The organism is Klebsiella sp. KP20-425-1, from assembly GCF_025813515.1.
GTDB lineage: Bacteria > Pseudomonadota > Gammaproteobacteria > Enterobacterales > Enterobacteriaceae > Klebsiella > Klebsiella pneumoniae.
Genome location: NZ_CP109614.1, coordinates 4,424,465 through 4,440,244, shown reverse-complemented (window position 1 = coordinate 4,440,244; position 15,780 = coordinate 4,424,465). Strand labels below are relative to the sequence as shown.

Genomic DNA, 15,780 nt, shown 5'->3' with positions numbered 1-15,780 from the left:
AAACGTGGCGAAAGCTCCAAAACGCGCATTTGTCTGTAATGAATGTGGTGCGGATTATCCGCGCTGGCAGGGGCAGTGCAGCGCCTGCCATGCCTGGAACACCATCACCGAGATGCGCATCGCCGCGTCGCCGCAGGTGGCGAGAAACGAGCGTCTTTCAGGCTATGCCGGTAACGCCGGCGTGTCGAAGGTGCAGAAGCTGTCAGATATCAGCCTGGAGGCGCTGCCGCGTTTCTCCACCGGCTTTAAAGAATTTGACCGCGTGCTGGGCGGCGGCGTGGTGCCGGGCAGCGCGATCCTGATTGGCGGCAACCCCGGCGCGGGCAAATCGACGCTGCTGCTGCAAACCCTCTGCAAACTGGCAGAAGGGATGAAAACTCTGTACGTCACCGGGGAGGAGTCCCTGCAGCAGGTGGCGATGCGCGCCCATCGTCTCGGGTTGCCAACGGCCAACCTGAACATGCTCTCGGAAACCAGCATTGAGCAGATCTGTCAGATCGCCGATGAAGAAAAGCCGCAGCTGATGGTGATCGACTCCATCCAGGTGATGCATATGGCCGACGTACAGTCGTCGCCGGGCAGCGTCGCCCAGGTACGGGAAACCGCGGCCTATTTGACGCGCTTTGCTAAAACTCGCGGCGTGGCGATTGTGATGGTCGGCCACGTCACCAAAGACGGCTCGCTGGCCGGTCCGAAGGTGCTGGAGCACTGTATCGACTGCTCGGTGCTGCTGGACGGGGATGCCGACTCCCGCTTCCGCACGTTGCGCAGCCATAAAAACCGCTTTGGCGCGGTGAACGAGCTGGGCGTCTTCGCCATGACCGAGCAGGGCCTGCGCGAAGTGAGCAACCCGTCCGCTATCTTCCTCAGCCGGGGAGATGAAATCACCTCCGGTAGCTCGGTGATGGTGGTCTGGGAAGGGACCCGCCCGCTGCTGGTGGAGATCCAGGCGCTGGTCGATCACTCAATGATGTCCAACCCGCGCCGCGTGGCGGTGGGGCTGGAACAGAACCGTCTGGCGATCCTGCTGGCGGTGCTGCACCGTCACGGCGGCCTACAGATGGCCGATCAGGACGTCTTCGTCAATGTGGTCGGCGGGGTGAAGGTCACGGAAACCAGCGCCGACCTGGCGCTGCTGCTGGCGATGGTCTCCAGCCTGCGCGACCGTCCTCTGCCGCAGGATCTGGTGGTCTTTGGCGAAGTGGGGCTGGCCGGGGAAATTCGCCCGGTACCGAGCGGTCAGGAGCGTATCTCCGAAGCGGCGAAGCACGGCTTCCGCCGCGCCATCGTCCCGGCGGCCAATGTGCCGAAAAAAGTGCCGGAAGGCATGCAAATCTTTGGCGTGAAAAAGCTTTCAGACGCGCTAAGCGTTTTTGACGACTTATAATAAGTTAAAAGGAGATTAGCGATGTCGTCATTTGACTATTTAAAAAGCGCCATTAAGCAGAAAGGCTGTACCCTGCAGCAGGTGGCGGAAGCCAGCGGAATGACCAAGGGGTATCTTAGCCAGCTGCTGAATGCCAAAATCAAAAGCCCGAGCGCGCAGAAGCTTGAAGCGCTGCATCGTTTCCTCGGGCTGGAGTTTCCCCGCCGACAGAAAAGCGTCGGGGTGGTGTTTGGTAAGTTTTACCCGCTGCATACCGGGCATATCTACCTGATACAGCGCGCCTGTAGCCAGGTCGATGAGCTGCATATCATTATGGGCTATGACGATACCCGCGACCGCGAGCTGTTTGAAGAGAGCGCCATGTCGCAACAGCCGACGGTGCCTGACCGCCTGCGCTGGCTGCTGCAAACCTTTAAATATCAGAAGAATATTCGCATCCACGCCTTCAATGAAGAGGGGATGGAGCCCTATCCGCACGGCTGGGACGTGTGGAGCCATGGGATCCGCGCTTTTATGAGCGAAAAAGGGATCGAGCCGAACCGGATCTATACCTCGGAAGAGGCCGATGCGCCGCAGTACCTTGAGCATCTGGGGATCGAGACGGTGCTTATCGATCCTAAGCGGACCTTTATGAATATTAGCGGCGGGCAGATCCGCGAGAACCCGTTCCGCTATTGGGAATATATTCCGACGGAAGTGAAACCGTTCTTTGTGCGGACGGTGGCGATCCTCGGCGGCGAGTCGAGCGGTAAATCGACGCTGGTCAATAAACTCGCCAATATCTTCAATACCACCAGCGCCTGGGAATATGGCCGGGATTATGTTTTTTCGCATCTCGGCGGCGATGAGATGGCGCTCCAGTATTCGGATTACGATAAAATTGCCCTTGGGCATGCGCAGTATATTGATTTTGCGGTGAAATATGCCAACAAGGTGGCGTTCATCGATACCGACTTCGTCAGCACTCAGGCCTTCTGTCTGAAGTACGAGGGACGTGAGCACCCGTTTGTGCAGGCGCTGATTGATGAATACCGCTTCGACCTGGTGATCCTGCTGGAGAACAATACCCCGTGGGTGGCCGATGGACTGCGCAGTCTTGGGAGCTCGGTGGATCGTAAAGAGTTTCAGTCGTTGCTGGTATCGCTGCTGAAAGAGAACGAGATCGAATTCGTCCATGTGAAGGAGTCGGACTACGATGCCCGGTTCCTGCGCTGCGTCGAGCTGGTGAAACAGCTGATGGGCGAGCAGGGGTAGGTGCTCTGCGGGCTGTAGCCCTCACCCCAACCCTCTCCCAATGGGAGAGGGAGCAAACATTAAAAAAGGCAACTTGCGTTGCCTTTTTGCGTTTTATTTCGCGATACGTTTGTACTTGATTCGCTTCGGCTCCAGCGCGTCGGCGCCGAGAGTGCGTTTCTTGTACTCTTCGTACTCGGTAAAGTTACCTTCGAAGAACTCAACCTTACCTTCATCCTGGTAATCCAGAATGTGGGTGGCAATACGGTCAAGGAACCAGCGGTCGTGCGAGATAACCATCGCGCAGCCCGGGAACTCCAGCAGGGCGTTTTCCAGCGCGCGCAGGGTTTCGATATCCAGGTCGTTGGTTGGTTCATCGAGCAGCAGGACGTTACCGCCGACCTGCAGCAGTTTCGCCAGGTGCAGACGACCACGTTCACCGCCGGACAGCTCGCCAACGCGTTTACCCTGGTCGACGCCTTTGAAGTTAAAGCGGCCCACGTAGGCGCGGCTCGGCATCTCGGTGTTGCCGATCTTCATGATATCCAGGCCGCCAGACACTTCTTCCCACACGGTCTTACTGTTGTCCATCGCGTCGCGGAACTGATCGACGGAAGCCAGCTTAACGGTTTCACCCAGGGTGATGGTGCCGGAATCAGGCTGTTCCTGGCCGGACATCATGCGGAAGAGGGTGGATTTACCCGCGCCGTTCGGACCGATGATGCCGACGATAGCGCCTTTCGGTACCGAGAAGCTCAGATCGTCAATCAGAACGCGGTCGCCGTAGGATTTGCGCAGATGGCTGACTTCCAGAACTTTATCGCCCAGACGCGGGCCTGGCGGAATGAACAGTTCGTTAGTTTCGTTACGTTTCTGATATTCAACGTTGTTAAGCTCTTCAAAGCGCGCCAGGCGGGCTTTGCCCTTAGACTGACGGCCTTTCGCGCCCTGGCGAACCCACTCGAGTTCTTTCTCGATAGATTTGCGGCGTGCGGCTTCCTGAGAAGCTTCCTGCGCCAGACGCTGGTCTTTCTGCTCCAGCCAGGAGGAGTAGTTGCCTTCCCACGGAATACCTTCGCCGCGGTCAAGCTCGAGGATCCAGCCGGCGACGTTATCAAGGAAGTAACGGTCGTGGGTAATCGCCACCACGGTGCCTTCGAAGTCGTGCAGGAAGCGTTCCAGCCAGGCGACGGACTCGGCGTCGAGGTGGTTGGTCGGTTCGTCGAGCAGCAGCATATCCGGTTTTTCCAGCAGCAGACGGCACAGCGCGACGCGGCGGCGTTCACCACCGGAAAGATTAGCGATTTTCGCATCCCAGTCCGGCAGGCGCAGGGCGTCGGCCGCGCGCTCCAGCTGGACGTTCAGATTGTGGCCGTCGTGCGCCTGGATAATCTCTTCGAACTTGCCTTGCTGTGCGGCAAGCTTATCGAAGTCCGCATCCGGCTCGGCGTATTTGGCATAGACTTCGTCCAGACCCTTCAGCGCGTTAACCACTTCGGCGACCGCTTCTTCCACGGACTCGCGCACGGTGTGCTCCGGGTTGAGCTGCGGCTCCTGCGGCAGGTAGCCGATTTTGATGCCGGGCTGCGGACGCGCTTCACCTTCGATCTCGGTGTCGATACCGGCCATGATGCGCAGCAGGGTAGATTTACCGGCGCCGTTCAGACCGAGCACACCGATTTTCGCGCCAGGGAAAAAGCTGAGGGAGATATTTTTCAAAATATGACGTTTCGGCGGAACCACTTTGCCGACACGATGCATGGTATAAACGAATTGAGCCACGTTGGACTTCGCCTCTTTCTATTTTGATAGATAGTTCAAAGCCGAAGTGTAGCCTTTTTCGCGCGCTAATCCCAGCGAGGCGACAGGATTCACAGAAGCGTAAAAAAATGTCCAGGACATGGCGCGTTTAGCGTTGTCTGATTAGCATAAGTAAAGCCGCCTGCCGAACCGGCAGGGGTTTTTAAGCGGCACGATGCTGCGAAAATGCACCGGAAAGAGGAAGAGCTTGTGGAAAAAGCCAAAAAAATGGCGTGGCATCTTTTGGCTGCCAGCGTTGGTTTGTTGACGTTGAGTCAGCTGGCGCATGCGGATTCACTGGATGAACAGCGCAGCCGCTACGCACAAATTAAGCAGGCGTGGGATAACCGGCAGATGGATGTAGTCGACCAGCTGATGCCCACGTTAAGCACCTATCCCCTGTATCCCTATTTGCAGTACCGACAGATCACCGACGATCTGATGAACCAGCCGGCGCTGGTGGTGAAAAACTTTATTGACGCCAATCCGACGCTGCCCCCTGCGCGTTCATTACGTTCGCGCTTCGTGAATGAACTGGCCCGGCGCAGCGACTGGCGCGGCTTGCTGGCGTTTAGCCCGGATAAGCCGACCAGCACCGAGGCGCAGTGCAACTATTACTACGCCAAGCTGAGCGTGGGGCAGTCGCAGGAGGCCTGGAGCGGGGCGAAAGAGCTGTGGCTGACGGGCAAGAATCAGCCCGGCGCCTGTGAACCGCTGTTCAGCGCCTGGCGCGACTCCGGTCAGCAGGATCCGCTGGCCTATCTCGAACGGATCCGCCTGGCGATGAAGGCCGGCAATATCGGGCTGGTGAAATCGCTGGCCCAGCAAATGCCCGCCAACTACCAGAGCATCGCCAGCGCCGTGGTCGCCCTGGCTAACGATCCAAACAGCGTCCTCACCTTCGCCCGTACCACCGGGGCGACGGACTTTACCCGTCAGATGGCCGCCGTCGCCTTCGCCAGCGTCGCCCGCCAGGACGTGGAAAATGCCCGCCTGATGATCCCTTCGCTGGTACAGGCTCAGCAGCTCAATGAGGATCAGACCCAGGAACTGCGCGATATTGTCGCCTGGCGCCTGATGGGTAGCGATGTAACCGAAGAGCAGGCCATCTGGCGCGATGACGCAATCATGCGTTCGCAGTCCACGCCGCTGGTGGAGCGGCGGGTACGGATGGCGTTGGGGACGGGCGATCGCCATGGCCTCAACACCTGGCTGGCGCGCCTGCCGATGGAGGCGAAAGAGAAAGACGAATGGCGCTACTGGCAGGCGGATCTGCTGCTGGAGCGCGGCAGGGATGAGGAGGCGCAGGCGATCCTTCGCTCGTTGATGCAACAGCGAGGCTTCTACCCGATGGTCGCCGCGCAGCGTCTTGGCGAGGAGTATACCTTCCGCATCGATAAAGCCTCGGGCACCATCGATCCGGCGCTGGCCTCCGGGCCGGAGATGGCGCGGGTACGTGAGCTGATGTACTGGAATATGGATAACACCGCGCGCACCGAATGGGCCAACCTGGTCACTAGTCGCACCAAATCCCAGCAGGCGCAGCTGGCGCGCTATGCCTTCGATCAGCACTGGTGGGATCTGAGCGTGCAGGCGACGATCGCCGGTAAGCTGTGGGATCAGCTGGAAGAACGTTTCCCGCTGGCCTATAACGACCTGTTTGCCCGCTATGTTAGCGGCAAAGATATTCCGCAGAGCTACGCGATGGCGATTGCCCGTCAGGAGAGCGCCTGGAACCCGAAAGTGCGCTCGCCGGTCGGCGCCAGCGGACTGATGCAGATTATGCCGGGCACCGCGACGCATACCGTCAGTATGTTCAGCATTCCCGGCTACAGCGGCCCGTCGCAGCTGTTGGATCCGGAAACCAACATCAATATCGGCACCAGCTATCTGCAGTACGTTTATCAGCAGTTCGGCAATAACCGTATCTACGCCTCAGCGGCCTATAACGCCGGGCCGGGCCGGGTACGCAGCTGGCAGGGGAATAGCGCCGGACGGATCGACGCCGTGGCGTTTGTCGAGAGTATTCCGTTTTCGGAAACCCGCGGCTACGTGAAGAATGTCCTCTCCTATGACGCCTACTACCGCTACTTTATGGGGCAGCAGGATAAGATCCTCAGCGATGCGGAGTGGCGCCAGCGTTACTGATCGCCGGGAAGTATGTTATGCTTTGTACTCGTTGAAGAGTACATTCGACGGGCAGCGTAAGCTGCCCGTCTCAATATGGTGGCGCGATATGACCCAACAATCTCCCTATTCCGCGGCCGTTGCCGAACAACGTCATCAGGAGTGGCTGCGCTTTGTTGCCCTGCTTCAGCAGGCCTATGCTGAGGATCTGCATCTGCCGTTGCTGCAGCTGATGCTGACGCCCGACGAGCGCGAAGCCCTGGGTACCCGGGTGCGCATTATCGAAGAGTTGCTGCGCGGCGAGATGAGCCAGCGTGAGCTGAAAAATGAGCTCGGCGCCGGAATTGCGACCATTACCCGCGGGTCCAACAGCCTGAAATCGGCGCCGGTAGAGCTGCGCCAGTGGCTGGAGCAGACGCTGCTGGCTAGCGATAAATAGCGTTATGGAACGGGCTTAGCGCCAGCACGACCGCCTGGTGGTAAACGCTGCTGCGGGTTAATCTGCCGCCGGTGAAAACCCCAATCGCCCCCTCTTTACGACCGATCTGATCGATGCCGGTATACTGCGACATGACCGGGCCGAGGGCTTCGCCAGCGCGAACCTGCTCAAGAATAACGTCAGGCAACGGCAGCGTGGCTGAGCGCGCTTCTCCGCGCTGGCTGGCGCTTTCGATGACCACCCAGCTAAAGGTGCTGTCATCGTCGATACCGGCTTCGATGGCTACCCAGAAATCGGCATTTGGCTGGGCAAGGCGCGCATTGGCGACGCGATTTCGTGCGCCAGCGCGCGTTTCCTCGCTGCCGAAGGGCTGTTCCGGCACGCCGCTCTCGACGGCGACGGACTCAATGTGGCAGGATCCTTCGCCGAAAATCTCGTCAAAAGCCTGCAGAATTGCCTGAATTTTGGCGGGATTAGTGGTCGCTGAGACAACATGGTGCATAATCAAAACAACTCAGAATAAACTAACGTCATCGCAGTATACTCTAAATCACCCCGAGGGCAGGCGGTAATGCCCGAAAGCGGTTGATAACGAGTCCAGAACGGAAAAAAAGCATGTTACAAGTATACCTTGTTCGCCACGGTGAAACGCAGTGGAACGCCGAGCGACGTATTCAGGGTCAGTCCGACAGCCCGCTGACCGCCCATGGTGAGCGCCAGGCCTGGCAGGTGGGCGAGCGCGCCAGAACGCTGGGGATCACCCATATCATTACCAGCGATCTGGGGCGAACCCGCCGCACAGCAGAAATTATCGCCGAAGCCTGCGGCTGCAGCGTGATCGCCGATGCGCGCCTGCGCGAACTGGATATGGGGGTGCTGGAGAAGCGCCATATCGACTCGCTCAGCGAAGAAGAAGAAGGCTGGCGTCGCCAGCTGGTCAACGGCACACCGGACGGTCGTATTCCGCAGGGCGAATCGATGCAGGAGCTCAGCGAGCGTATGCATGCGGCGCTGGCATCCTGTCTGGAATTACCCGCCGGTAGCCGGCCGCTGCTGGTGAGTCATGGGATCGCGCTGGGCTGCCTGGTGAGCACGATATTAGGGCTGCCGGCGTACGCTGAGCGTCGTCTGCGGCTGCGCAACTGCTCTATTTCGCGCGTCGACTATCAGCAAAGCCCGTGGCTTGCTTCCGGCTGGGTGGTGGAAACGGCGGGCGACGTCTCGCATCTTGACGCCCCCGCAATGGACGAGCTGCAGCGTTAACGGCGGATCGGGATCAGATACTCGCAGCGCAACTGAATCGGCGTGGCCTGATCCCGGCTTTCATCTTCAGGGTAGAAGCGTTCAATATCCAGCCCCTTGCGACGCGTCAGGTTCAGCATCGGCATGCAGGTGCCGTAGACGGTCAGGATGAATTCCTGCAGACCGGTACCCAGCCCTTCATACGTAAACATGACATACTCGCCGCCCTCCAGGGTCACTGGATGGGCATGCTGCAGGTGGCCGTTAGCCATCTCCGGCGTCAGCGCGGTGGTATAGAATACTTCCTGCTCATCGTCTTTTTCCAGGCTCGGACGCGGCTCATGCAGCCCGTAGAGCACCGGGGGGATTGACGGTGAGTTGCCGAGGAAGTCTCGCCAGAACTGGACCCGCATCTGGTTACGAAAATCGGAGATTTCCTCGAGCTTACAGGTATAGCTCTGGGTCACGCCAAGCAGCTGAGTAGGGGGCAGAGTGATAAACTCATGTTTCGGCAGGGTAAATTCGCCAAGACGCAGCGGCGGGCGCATACCGAACGAGCTCCAGTCCGGCGAGCGGCGGTAGAGCGCCGGCGTCAGCGAGAATTGTTTCTTAAACGCTCGGGTGAAGGTCTGCTGGGAGTCGAAACGGTACTGCAGCGCAATATCAAGGATTGGACGGGCGGTCAGGCGTAATGCGACAGCAGATTTCGACAAGCGGCGCGCGCGAATATAGGCACCGATGGCATGGCCGGTGACATCCTTAAACATTCGCTGCAAATGCCACTTGGAATAACCTGCCTTCGCCGCCACATTATCCAGAGAAAGCGGCTGATCCAGGTGACCTTCCAGCCAGCTAAGGAGATCGCGAATAATCCCTGCTTGATCCATAAAATGTCCCCATCCTTAAACACAGGTGCCTGATATTAAAGTAGCGGATAATAGCATTTTTTGATGTTTTAGCATTCAGTGTTTTTTTTGCTTTTAAATGCGGTAGGTCAGGGGATTTGGACGATAATTTTGTAAAGCTGTGATCTATAAACCTTTTCTGCTAAGTGCGTGATAATCACTCAGCTATATTTTTTAATAATGGTAACAATATGAAATACAAGAAGTTTGTGATGGGGCTGCTCCTGCTGGCCGGTAGCCAGCTGGCTCAGGCGGAGCAGATTGGTTCCGTGGATACGGTCTTCAAATGGTTAGGGCCGGATCACAAAATCGTCGTCGAAGCCTTTGACGATCCGGATGTACAGAACGTGACCTGCTATATCAGCCGGGCGAAAACCGGTGGCATCAAAGGCGGGCTGGGGCTGGCGGAAGATACCTCTGACGCGGCGATTTCCTGCCAGCAGGTCGGGCCGATTGAGCTAACGGACAAAATCAAAAACGGCAAAAGCCAGGGCGACGTGGTGTTCCAGAAGCGCACCTCGCTGGTGTTTAAAAAACTGCAGGTCGTGCGTTTCTATGATGCGAAGCGCAATGCGCTGGTCTATCTGACCTACTCGGATAAAGTGGTTGATGGCTCGCCGAAGAACGCCATCAGCGCCGTGCCGATCATGCCATGGAATAAATAAACGGGAGCGCGCATGCAGCAGCCACGGATTTGGTTAGTTGAGGATGAACAGAGTATCGCTGATACCCTGGTTTACATGCTGCAGCAGGAGGGCTTCCAGGTCAGCGTCTTTGGCCGCGGTTTGCCCGCGCTGGAGGCGGCGGCGCATCAGGCGCCAGATGTCGCCATCCTCGACGTCGGCTTGCCGGATATCAGCGGCTTCGAGCTCTGTCGGCGTCTGCTGACGCGTTATCCGGCGCTGCCGGTGCTGTTTTTGACGGCGCGTAGCGACGAGGTCGATAAGCTGCTGGGGCTGGAAATCGGCGCTGACGATTACATCGCCAAGCCGTTTTCACCACGCGAAGTCTGCGCGCGGGTGCGAACCGTGCTGCGGCGGCTGCAGAAGTTTGCCGCGCCATCGCCGGTGGTACGCGTCGGCGAGTTTGTGCTCGATGAGCAGGCGGCGGCGATCAGCTGGTTCGGCCAGCCGCTGAATCTGACGCGCTACGAATTTCTGCTGTTGAAAACCCTGCTTCACGCGCCCGGTCGCGTCTTCTCCCGTCAGCAGTTGATGGAGCTGGTGTGGATCGATGCCTGGGAAAGCCTCGACCGTACCGTCGATACCCATATCAAAACCCTGCGCGCTAAGCTGCGGGCTGTGAATCCTGAAAAGGCGCCAATCAATACCCATCGCGGTATGGGCTATAGCCTGGGGCGCGGCTGATGCGCATCGGCATGCGCCTGCTGCTGGGCTATTTTCTTATCGTCGCGATCGCCGCGTGGTTTGTGCTGTCGATCTTTGTCCAGGAAGTGAAGCCGGGCGTGCGCCGGGCGACAGAGGGGACCCTCAATGATACCGCTACCCTGTTGGCGGCGCTGGCGCGTGAGGATCTGCTGGCGGCAAACCCGCAGCAGGGCAGGCTGGCGCAGGCCTTTCACCAGCTCAACCAGCAGCCGCTCAACGCCAATATTGGCGGAATTAAAAAGGTACGTAATGAGTACCGCGTCTATCTGACCGATGCCCGGGGCAAGGTGGTGTTTGACTCCAGCGGGCAGGCGACAGGGCAGGACTATTCGCGCTGGAACGATGTCTGGCTCACCCTGCGCGGCCAGTACGGCGCGCGCAGTACGCGCAGCGATCCGCATGATGAAGCCAGCTCGGTGATGTATATCGCCGCGCCGGTGATGGATAAGGGGCGGATTATCGGCGTGCTGAGCGTCGGTAAACCCAACCTGGCGATGACGCCGGTCATTAAGCGCAGCGAGCGGCGGATCCTCTGGGCCGGCGGCGCCCTGCTGGGCATTGCGCTGTTGATTGGCGGCGGCGTCGTCTGGTGGATCAATTTCTCTATCGGCAAGCTGGTGCGCTATGCGGACTCGGTGACCGCTGAGCGCCCGCTGCCGCTGCCGGAGGTTGGCAGCAGCGAATTGCGCAAGCTGGCCCAGGCTCTGGAGAGCATGCGGGTAAAGCTCGAAGGTAAGAATGCCATCGAAAACTATGTCTATGACCTGACCCATGAACTGAAAAGCCCGCTGGCGGCCATCCGCGGCGCGGCGGAGATCCTGCGCGAAGGGCCGCCGTCTGAGGTGGCGGCGCGGTTTACTGATAATATCCTCGCGCAAAACACCCGGATGCAACTGCTGGTGGAGCGGCTGCTCCAGCAGGCGAGACTGGAAAGCCGGCTGGAGATAAAGCAGCATCCGGTGTCGATAGATGCGCTATACCAACGGCTGACGGAGGAGCGCAACATCGCTCTGGCGGCGAAAGCTATCACCCTGCGCTGGCGGGAGAGTGGGATGCTGGTCAATGGCGATGGCGAGCTGCTGGCCCAGGCGCTGGGTAATCTGCTCGACAACGCGATTGACTTTACCCCCCAGGGCGGTGAGATCGCCCTGGCTGCGGAGAAGCGAAATGAAGAGGTGCAATTGAGCGTTATCGACAACGGGTGCGGTATTCCGGACTATGCCCTGGAACGAATCTTTGAGCGATTCTATTCGCTGCCGCGCGAAGACGGCCATAAGAGCAGCGGCCTTGGGCTGGCGTTCGTTCGTGAAGTCGCGCGCCTGCATCACGGCGATATCAATCTGCACAATCGGCCCGAAGGCGGCGTGGTCGCCACGCTGCGACTTCACCGTCCCTTCACATAGCTTCAAATTCTCCCCACACAGCCGTCCTATTGTGAGGCCATCACGATAGGGAGAAAGGCTATGTTGAAATCACCGTTATTCTGGAAAATCACCACGTTAATAGGCTGTATTGTGCTGCTATCTTTGCCGTTAATGATGGTCAGGGAGCTTATTAATGAGCGAGCGGATTATCGTAGCGAAGTGGTGGACGCCATTGAGCAAAGCACCAGCGGCTCGCAAAAACTCGCCGGACCGCTGATCGCTATTCCGATAACCGAGACCCTGACCCGCATGGAGAACCAAAAAGAGGTCAACTATCAGCGGAACTGGGTGTATTACTGGCTGCCGGAGTCGCTGGCGGTCACCGGCAAACAGACCGTGGAGTCGAGGAGGGTGGGCATCTACAGCGGCCAGGTCTGGCATAACGCCTTGCAGATTAAGGCCTCGTTTGATCCGCTGCGTCTGGCGGCGCTGAGAAAAACGAATATCGTCTTAGGCCAGCCGCGGTTGGTGGTGAGCGTCGGCGATGCCCGCGGCATTGGCGCCATCCATGCCCCGGAGGTCAACGGTAACGTATTAAGCGTGGAGCCGGGGCTGGGGATAAGCGGCGATGGCGCAGGTATTCATATGCCAATGCCTGCGCTGGCGGAGGACAACAAGCCGCTTGAGATTGCCTTTTCACTCGATCTGAACGGGACGGGAGAGTTTTCACTGGTGCCGCTCGGGCGTAACAGCGAGCTGCAGCTGACCAGTAACTGGCCGCATCCCGGTTTTCTCGGCAGCTTCCTGCCAACGCAACGGGAAGTGAGTGCTGCCGGCTATCGCGCCCACTGGCAAAGCAGCTGGTTCGCCAACGATATGGGGAGCTATTTCAAGGATGATATGGAGATCCCGTGGTCGCGACTGCCGGCGTTCAGTGCCGATGTGATGTCCCTTGCCGACCAGTACCAGCTAACCGATCGGGCGACAAAATATGCCATCCTGTTAATCGGGCTGACCTTTATGGCTTTTTTCGTGTTCGAGAGCCTGACCCGTCGTCCCCTGCATCCGATGCAATATCTGCTGGTGGGCTTATCGCTGGTGCTGTTTTACCTGGTGCTGCTGGCGCTCTCAGAGCACATTGGTTTTACCGCCGCCTGGCTGGCGGCCAGCCTGTCTGGCGCGGTGATGAATGGGATCTACCTTCAGGCGGTGCTCAGAGGATGGCGTAACAGCCTGCTGTTTGTCGCCGCGCTACTGCTGCTGGATGGCGTGATGTGGTTTCTGTTGCATTCTGAGGATAGCGCGCTGCTGCTGGGTACCGGGGTGCTGGCGCTGGCGCTGAGCGTCCTGATGTTTTTGACCCGTCGCGTGGACTGGTATGCATTATCGCTGCCGAAAGGCACAGTGCCTCCGACACCGGCTGCCGATGACGATAAGCTGCGTCTCTGGAAAGAGTGACGGTATAAAAAACGGCGCCCCTGGGGCGCCGTTTTCGCATCATGGCTGCGGAATAAATCGTATTATTCCTGCAGATCGCCACAGAAACGGTAGCCTTCACCGTGAATGGTAGCGATGATTTCCGGGGTATCCGGAGTGGATTCGAAGTGTTTACGAATCCGACGAATGGTCACGTCAACGGTACGGTCATGCGGCTTCAGCTCGCGACCGGTCATTTTCTTCAGCAGCTCGGCACGAGACTGAATTTTGCCCGGGTTTTCGCAGAAGTGCAGCATCGCGCGGAATTCACTGCGCGGCAGCTTGTACTGTTCGCCGTTCGGGCTAACCAGGGAACGGCTGTTGATATCGAGTTCCCAGCCGTTGAACTTGTAGCTTTCCACGCTGCGACGCTCTTCGCTCACGGTACCGAGGTTCATGGTACGGGAGAGCAGGTTGCGCGCGCGAATAGTCAGTTCACGCGGGTTAAACGGTTTAGTGATATAGTCGTCAGCGCCGATTTCGAGGCCAAGGATCTTATCCACTTCGTTGTCGCGACCGGTTAAGAACATCAGCGCGACGTCAGCCTGCTCGCGCAGCTCGCGCGCCAGCAGAAGACCATTTTTACCCGGCAGGTTGATATCCATGATCACCAGGTTGATATCATTTTCAGACAGGATCTGATGCATTTCCGCGCCATCGGTCGCTTCGAATACATCGTAACCTTCTGCTTCGAAAATACTTTTTAACGTGTTGCGTGTTACCAACTCGTCTTCAACGATAAGAATGTGCGGGGTCTGCATGTTTGCTACCTAAATTGCCAACTAAATCGAAACAGGAAGTACCAAAGTCCCTGACCTGCCTGCTGCATGTCGCAAATTAACATGCGCGGCGTAACATGACTAAAGTACGTAATTGCGTTCTTGATGCACTTTCCATCAACGTCAACAACATCATTAGCTTGGTCGTGGGTACTTTCCCTCTGGACCCGACGGTGTCAAAAACGGCTGACATCCTAACCATTTTAACAGCAACATAACAGGCTAAGAGAGGCCGAACACCCAATAAAACTACGCTTCGTTGACATATATCAAGTTCAATTGTAGCACGTTAACAGTCTTGTGAAATCATTGCATCGCCATGCTCTTTATAGTCACAATCTTTACCCGGCTCAACTAGTTGCGTGGATAAATTAATAAATACAGTGAATCCAAAGCCTGAAACGATGCATCAGATGAAATTGCATTGCCCATCATATGGATAAATGGGTTCTGTTAACATACTCCTTGTCACGGACTCCTGAGAACAGTTTAGATTTTTTTATGGGTAAGAAAACGCAATTTTAGTGATTTTTGTTGCAAATTTGTAAATTTTCACCGCGTAAAATGGGGGGCGCTGCGCCTCGATAACGCCTGAGAGAGAGAAAGAAACCGCAATGCGTTTAACGATTATTTTAGTCGGTCCTGCCCGGGCCGAGAACGTCGGCGCTGCCGCCAGGGCGATGAAAACCATGGGATTTCGCGAACTACGGATCGTCGATAGCGAAGCCCACCTGGCGCCGCCGGCACGCTGGGTGGCGCATGGCTCAGGCGACATCCTCGATGGTATCACCACCTATCCCACCCTTGCCGAGGCGCTGCATGACGTTGATTTTACCGTCGCCACCACCGCCCGCAGCCGCGCGCGTTTTCACTATTACGCCACGCCGCAGCAGCTGTTGCCGCTGCTGGAGGAGAAGGCGCAGTGGATGACGCACGCGGCGCTGGTTTTTGGCCGTGAAGACTCCGGGTTGAGCAATGAGGAGCTGGCGCTGGCTGATGTGTTGACCGGTGTGCCGATGGCTGCGGATTATCCGTCGCTGAATCTCGGCCAGTCGGTGATGGTCTACTGTTATCAATTAGCATCGCTAATGCAACAAACGGCGCCCGCCGCCGCTGCGGCAGACCATCATCAGCTGCAGGCCTTACGTACTCGTACCCTGGCGTTACTTTCGCGTTTGGGCGTGGAGGATGATGCCAAACTGGCCGACTGGTTGTCGCAACGGCTGGGCCTGCTGCAGCAGCGCGACACGGCAATGTTGCATCGTTTGCTGCATGATATTGAAAAAAACCTGCCAGAATAAAACTCTGTCATATTTTTTATTTATGGATGTGTATGCTGTTCTATGGGCTGGTTTTCCGCCGATCTGGATGTTTTTTCTCACGGCAGCGGGAAAATACGTAAGCCTGCTGAAATGGGGCAAATTGAGAAATTCATTGACTTAAGACGGCAGATACTTTAACCAATATAGGCAGGACATACAGACAGATAAAAATACAGAGTACACAACATCCATGAATCGCATCGGCATGATTACCACCATTATCACCACCACCATTACCACAGGTAACGGTGCGGGCTGACGCGTACAGGAAACACAGAAAAAAGCCCGCACCTGAACAGTGCGGGCTTTTTTTTTGAC

At 57.4% G+C, this 15,780-nt stretch carries 16 protein-coding genes and 1 other annotated feature; of the genes, 12 read left to right on the top strand and 4 right to left on the bottom strand.

Annotated features, from left to right (window positions below; translation table 11 throughout):
- Positions 1 to 4: 4 nt before the first annotated feature.
- Together radA and nadR are read left to right on the top strand one after the other, a co-directional pair.
- Complete coding sequence (radA, locus tag OHJ17_RS21695) at positions 5 to 1,387, top strand: DNA repair protein RadA (protein ID WP_002887800.1); 1,383 nt, start codon at positions 5 to 7, stop codon at positions 1,385 to 1,387.
- Positions 1,388 to 1,408: 21 nt separating this feature from the next.
- Positions 1,409 to 2,641: a multifunctional transcriptional regulator/nicotinamide-nucleotide adenylyltransferase/ribosylnicotinamide kinase NadR gene (gene nadR / locus OHJ17_RS21690; protein ID WP_002887802.1), complete on the top strand. Its 1,233-nt coding sequence runs from the start codon at positions 1,409 to 1,411 to the stop codon at positions 2,639 to 2,641.
- A gap of 93 nt (positions 2,642 to 2,734) precedes the next feature.
- Here the strand turns inward: nadR and ettA are convergent, their stop codons facing one another.
- Entirely contained in the window at positions 2,735 to 4,402 is a 1,668-nt protein-coding gene (gene ettA, locus OHJ17_RS21685) for an energy-dependent translational throttle protein EttA (protein ID WP_002887805.1), read from the bottom strand.
- A gap of 228 nt (positions 4,403 to 4,630) precedes the next feature.
- Between ettA and sltY the strand changes: the two genes are divergently transcribed.
- Together sltY and trpR are read left to right on the top strand one after the other, a co-directional pair.
- On the top strand, positions 4,631 to 6,568 hold the full coding sequence (gene sltY / locus OHJ17_RS21680) for a murein transglycosylase (RefSeq protein WP_004182874.1): 1,938 nt from the start codon (positions 4,631 to 4,633) through the stop codon (positions 6,566 to 6,568).
- Positions 6,569 to 6,656: 88 nt separating this feature from the next.
- Entirely contained in the window at positions 6,657 to 6,986 is a 330-nt protein-coding gene (trpR, locus tag OHJ17_RS21675; RefSeq protein WP_002887809.1) for a trp operon repressor, read from the top strand.
- Here trpR and yjjX read toward each other — a convergent pair.
- The gene (gene yjjX, locus OHJ17_RS21670) at positions 6,973 to 7,488 is read right to left on the bottom strand and encodes an inosine/xanthosine triphosphatase (protein WP_002887810.1); all 516 of its coding nucleotides are present in this window, start codon (positions 7,486 to 7,488) and stop codon (positions 6,973 to 6,975) included. The genes trpR and yjjX overlap by 14 nt on opposite strands.
- A 113-nt stretch (positions 7,489 to 7,601) precedes the next feature.
- Between yjjX and gpmB the strand changes: the two genes are divergently transcribed.
- A complete protein-coding gene (gene gpmB / locus OHJ17_RS21665; protein WP_002887811.1) occupies positions 7,602 to 8,249 on the top strand; it encodes a 2,3-diphosphoglycerate-dependent phosphoglycerate mutase GpmB in 648 nt (215 codons plus the stop codon).
- On the opposite strand, the gene robA is transcribed toward gpmB, so the two are convergent.
- Positions 8,246 to 9,115: an MDR efflux pump AcrAB transcriptional activator RobA gene (gene robA, locus OHJ17_RS21660; protein WP_002887812.1), complete on the bottom strand. Its 870-nt coding sequence runs from the start codon at positions 9,113 to 9,115 to the stop codon at positions 8,246 to 8,248. The genes gpmB and robA overlap by 4 nt on opposite strands.
- A gap of 209 nt (positions 9,116 to 9,324) precedes the next feature.
- Here robA and creA point away from each other — a divergent pair, with 209 nt between their 5' ends.
- The 4 genes from creA to creD are packed head-to-tail and all read left to right on the top strand — an operon-like array spanning position 9,325 to position 13,343.
- Positions 9,325 to 9,798 (top strand): protein CreA, encoded by a 474-nt coding sequence (gene creA, locus OHJ17_RS21655; RefSeq protein WP_032433824.1) that lies wholly within the window; start codon positions 9,325 to 9,327, stop codon positions 9,796 to 9,798.
- Positions 9,799 to 9,810: 12 nt separating this feature from the next.
- Complete coding sequence (creB, locus tag OHJ17_RS21650; protein ID WP_002887820.1) at positions 9,811 to 10,500, top strand: two-component system response regulator CreB; 690 nt, start codon at positions 9,811 to 9,813, stop codon at positions 10,498 to 10,500.
- Positions 10,500 to 11,924 carry a two-component system sensor histidine kinase CreC gene (creC, locus tag OHJ17_RS21645; RefSeq protein WP_004146982.1) on the top strand — a complete coding sequence of 475 codons (1,425 nt, stop codon included), beginning with the start codon at positions 10,500 to 10,502 and terminating at the stop codon, positions 11,922 to 11,924. Before creB ends, creC begins: the two co-directional genes overlap by 1 nt.
- A gap of 60 nt (positions 11,925 to 11,984) precedes the next feature.
- Complete coding sequence (creD, locus tag OHJ17_RS21640) at positions 11,985 to 13,343, top strand: cell envelope integrity protein CreD (protein WP_004214415.1); 1,359 nt, start codon at positions 11,985 to 11,987, stop codon at positions 13,341 to 13,343.
- 62 nt (positions 13,344 to 13,405) lie between these two features.
- On the opposite strand, the gene arcA is transcribed toward creD, so the two are convergent.
- Positions 13,406 to 14,122, bottom strand: a complete 717-nt coding sequence (gene arcA / locus OHJ17_RS21635; RefSeq protein WP_002887843.1) for a two-component system response regulator ArcA — start codon at positions 14,120 to 14,122, stop codon at positions 13,406 to 13,408.
- Positions 14,123 to 14,217: 95 nt separating this feature from the next.
- Between arcA and yjjY the strand changes: the two genes are divergently transcribed.
- The 3 genes from yjjY to thrL all read left to right on the top strand — a co-directional run bounded on the left by yjjY (position 14,218) and on the right by thrL (position 15,721).
- On the top strand, positions 14,218 to 14,358 hold the full coding sequence (gene yjjY, locus OHJ17_RS21630; RefSeq protein ID WP_004146984.1) for a YjjY family protein: 141 nt from the start codon (positions 14,218 to 14,220) through the stop codon (positions 14,356 to 14,358).
- A 396-nt stretch (positions 14,359 to 14,754) separates the two neighbouring features.
- Positions 14,755 to 15,441, top strand: coding sequence for a tRNA/rRNA methyltransferase (locus OHJ17_RS21625; RefSeq protein ID WP_004182880.1), 687 nt, complete (start codon positions 14,755 to 14,757; stop codon positions 15,439 to 15,441).
- A gap of 211 nt (positions 15,442 to 15,652) precedes the next feature.
- Positions 15,653 to 15,721, top strand: coding sequence for a thr operon leader peptide (thrL, locus tag OHJ17_RS21620; protein WP_004222578.1), 69 nt, complete (start codon positions 15,653 to 15,655; stop codon positions 15,719 to 15,721).
- Positions 15,660 to 15,777 (top strand) — a sequence feature (Thr leader region). Its footprint overlaps the gene before it by 62 nt.
- Positions 15,778 to 15,780 lie beyond the last annotated feature (3 nt).

Coding starts and splice junctions, on each gene's coding strand:
- trpR (WP_002887809.1), top strand. CDS start 6,657: ATGACCCAACAATCTCCCTATTCCGCGGCCGTTGCCGAACAACGTCAT.
- creA (WP_032433824.1), top strand. CDS start 9,325: ATGAAATACAAGAAGTTTGTGATGGGGCTGCTCCTGCTGGCCGGTAGC.
- yjjX (WP_002887810.1), bottom strand. CDS start 7,488: ATGCACCATGTTGTCTCAGCGACCACTAATCCCGCCAAAATTCAGGCA.
- OHJ17_RS21625 (WP_004182880.1), top strand. CDS start 14,755: ATGCGTTTAACGATTATTTTAGTCGGTCCTGCCCGGGCCGAGAACGTC.
- robA (WP_002887812.1), bottom strand. CDS start 9,115: ATGGATCAAGCAGGGATTATTCGCGATCTCCTTAGCTGGCTGGAAGGT.
- gpmB (WP_002887811.1), top strand. CDS start 7,602: ATGTTACAAGTATACCTTGTTCGCCACGGTGAAACGCAGTGGAACGCC.
- creD (WP_004214415.1), top strand. CDS start 11,985: ATGTTGAAATCACCGTTATTCTGGAAAATCACCACGTTAATAGGCTGT.
- yjjY (WP_004146984.1), top strand. CDS start 14,218: ATGACTAAAGTACGTAATTGCGTTCTTGATGCACTTTCCATCAACGTC.
- arcA (WP_002887843.1), bottom strand. CDS start 14,122: ATGCAGACCCCGCACATTCTTATCGTTGAAGACGAGTTGGTAACACGC.
- nadR (WP_002887802.1), top strand. CDS start 1,409: ATGTCGTCATTTGACTATTTAAAAAGCGCCATTAAGCAGAAAGGCTGT.
- creB (WP_002887820.1), top strand. CDS start 9,811: ATGCAGCAGCCACGGATTTGGTTAGTTGAGGATGAACAGAGTATCGCT.
- creC (WP_004146982.1), top strand. CDS start 10,500: ATGCGCATCGGCATGCGCCTGCTGCTGGGCTATTTTCTTATCGTCGCG.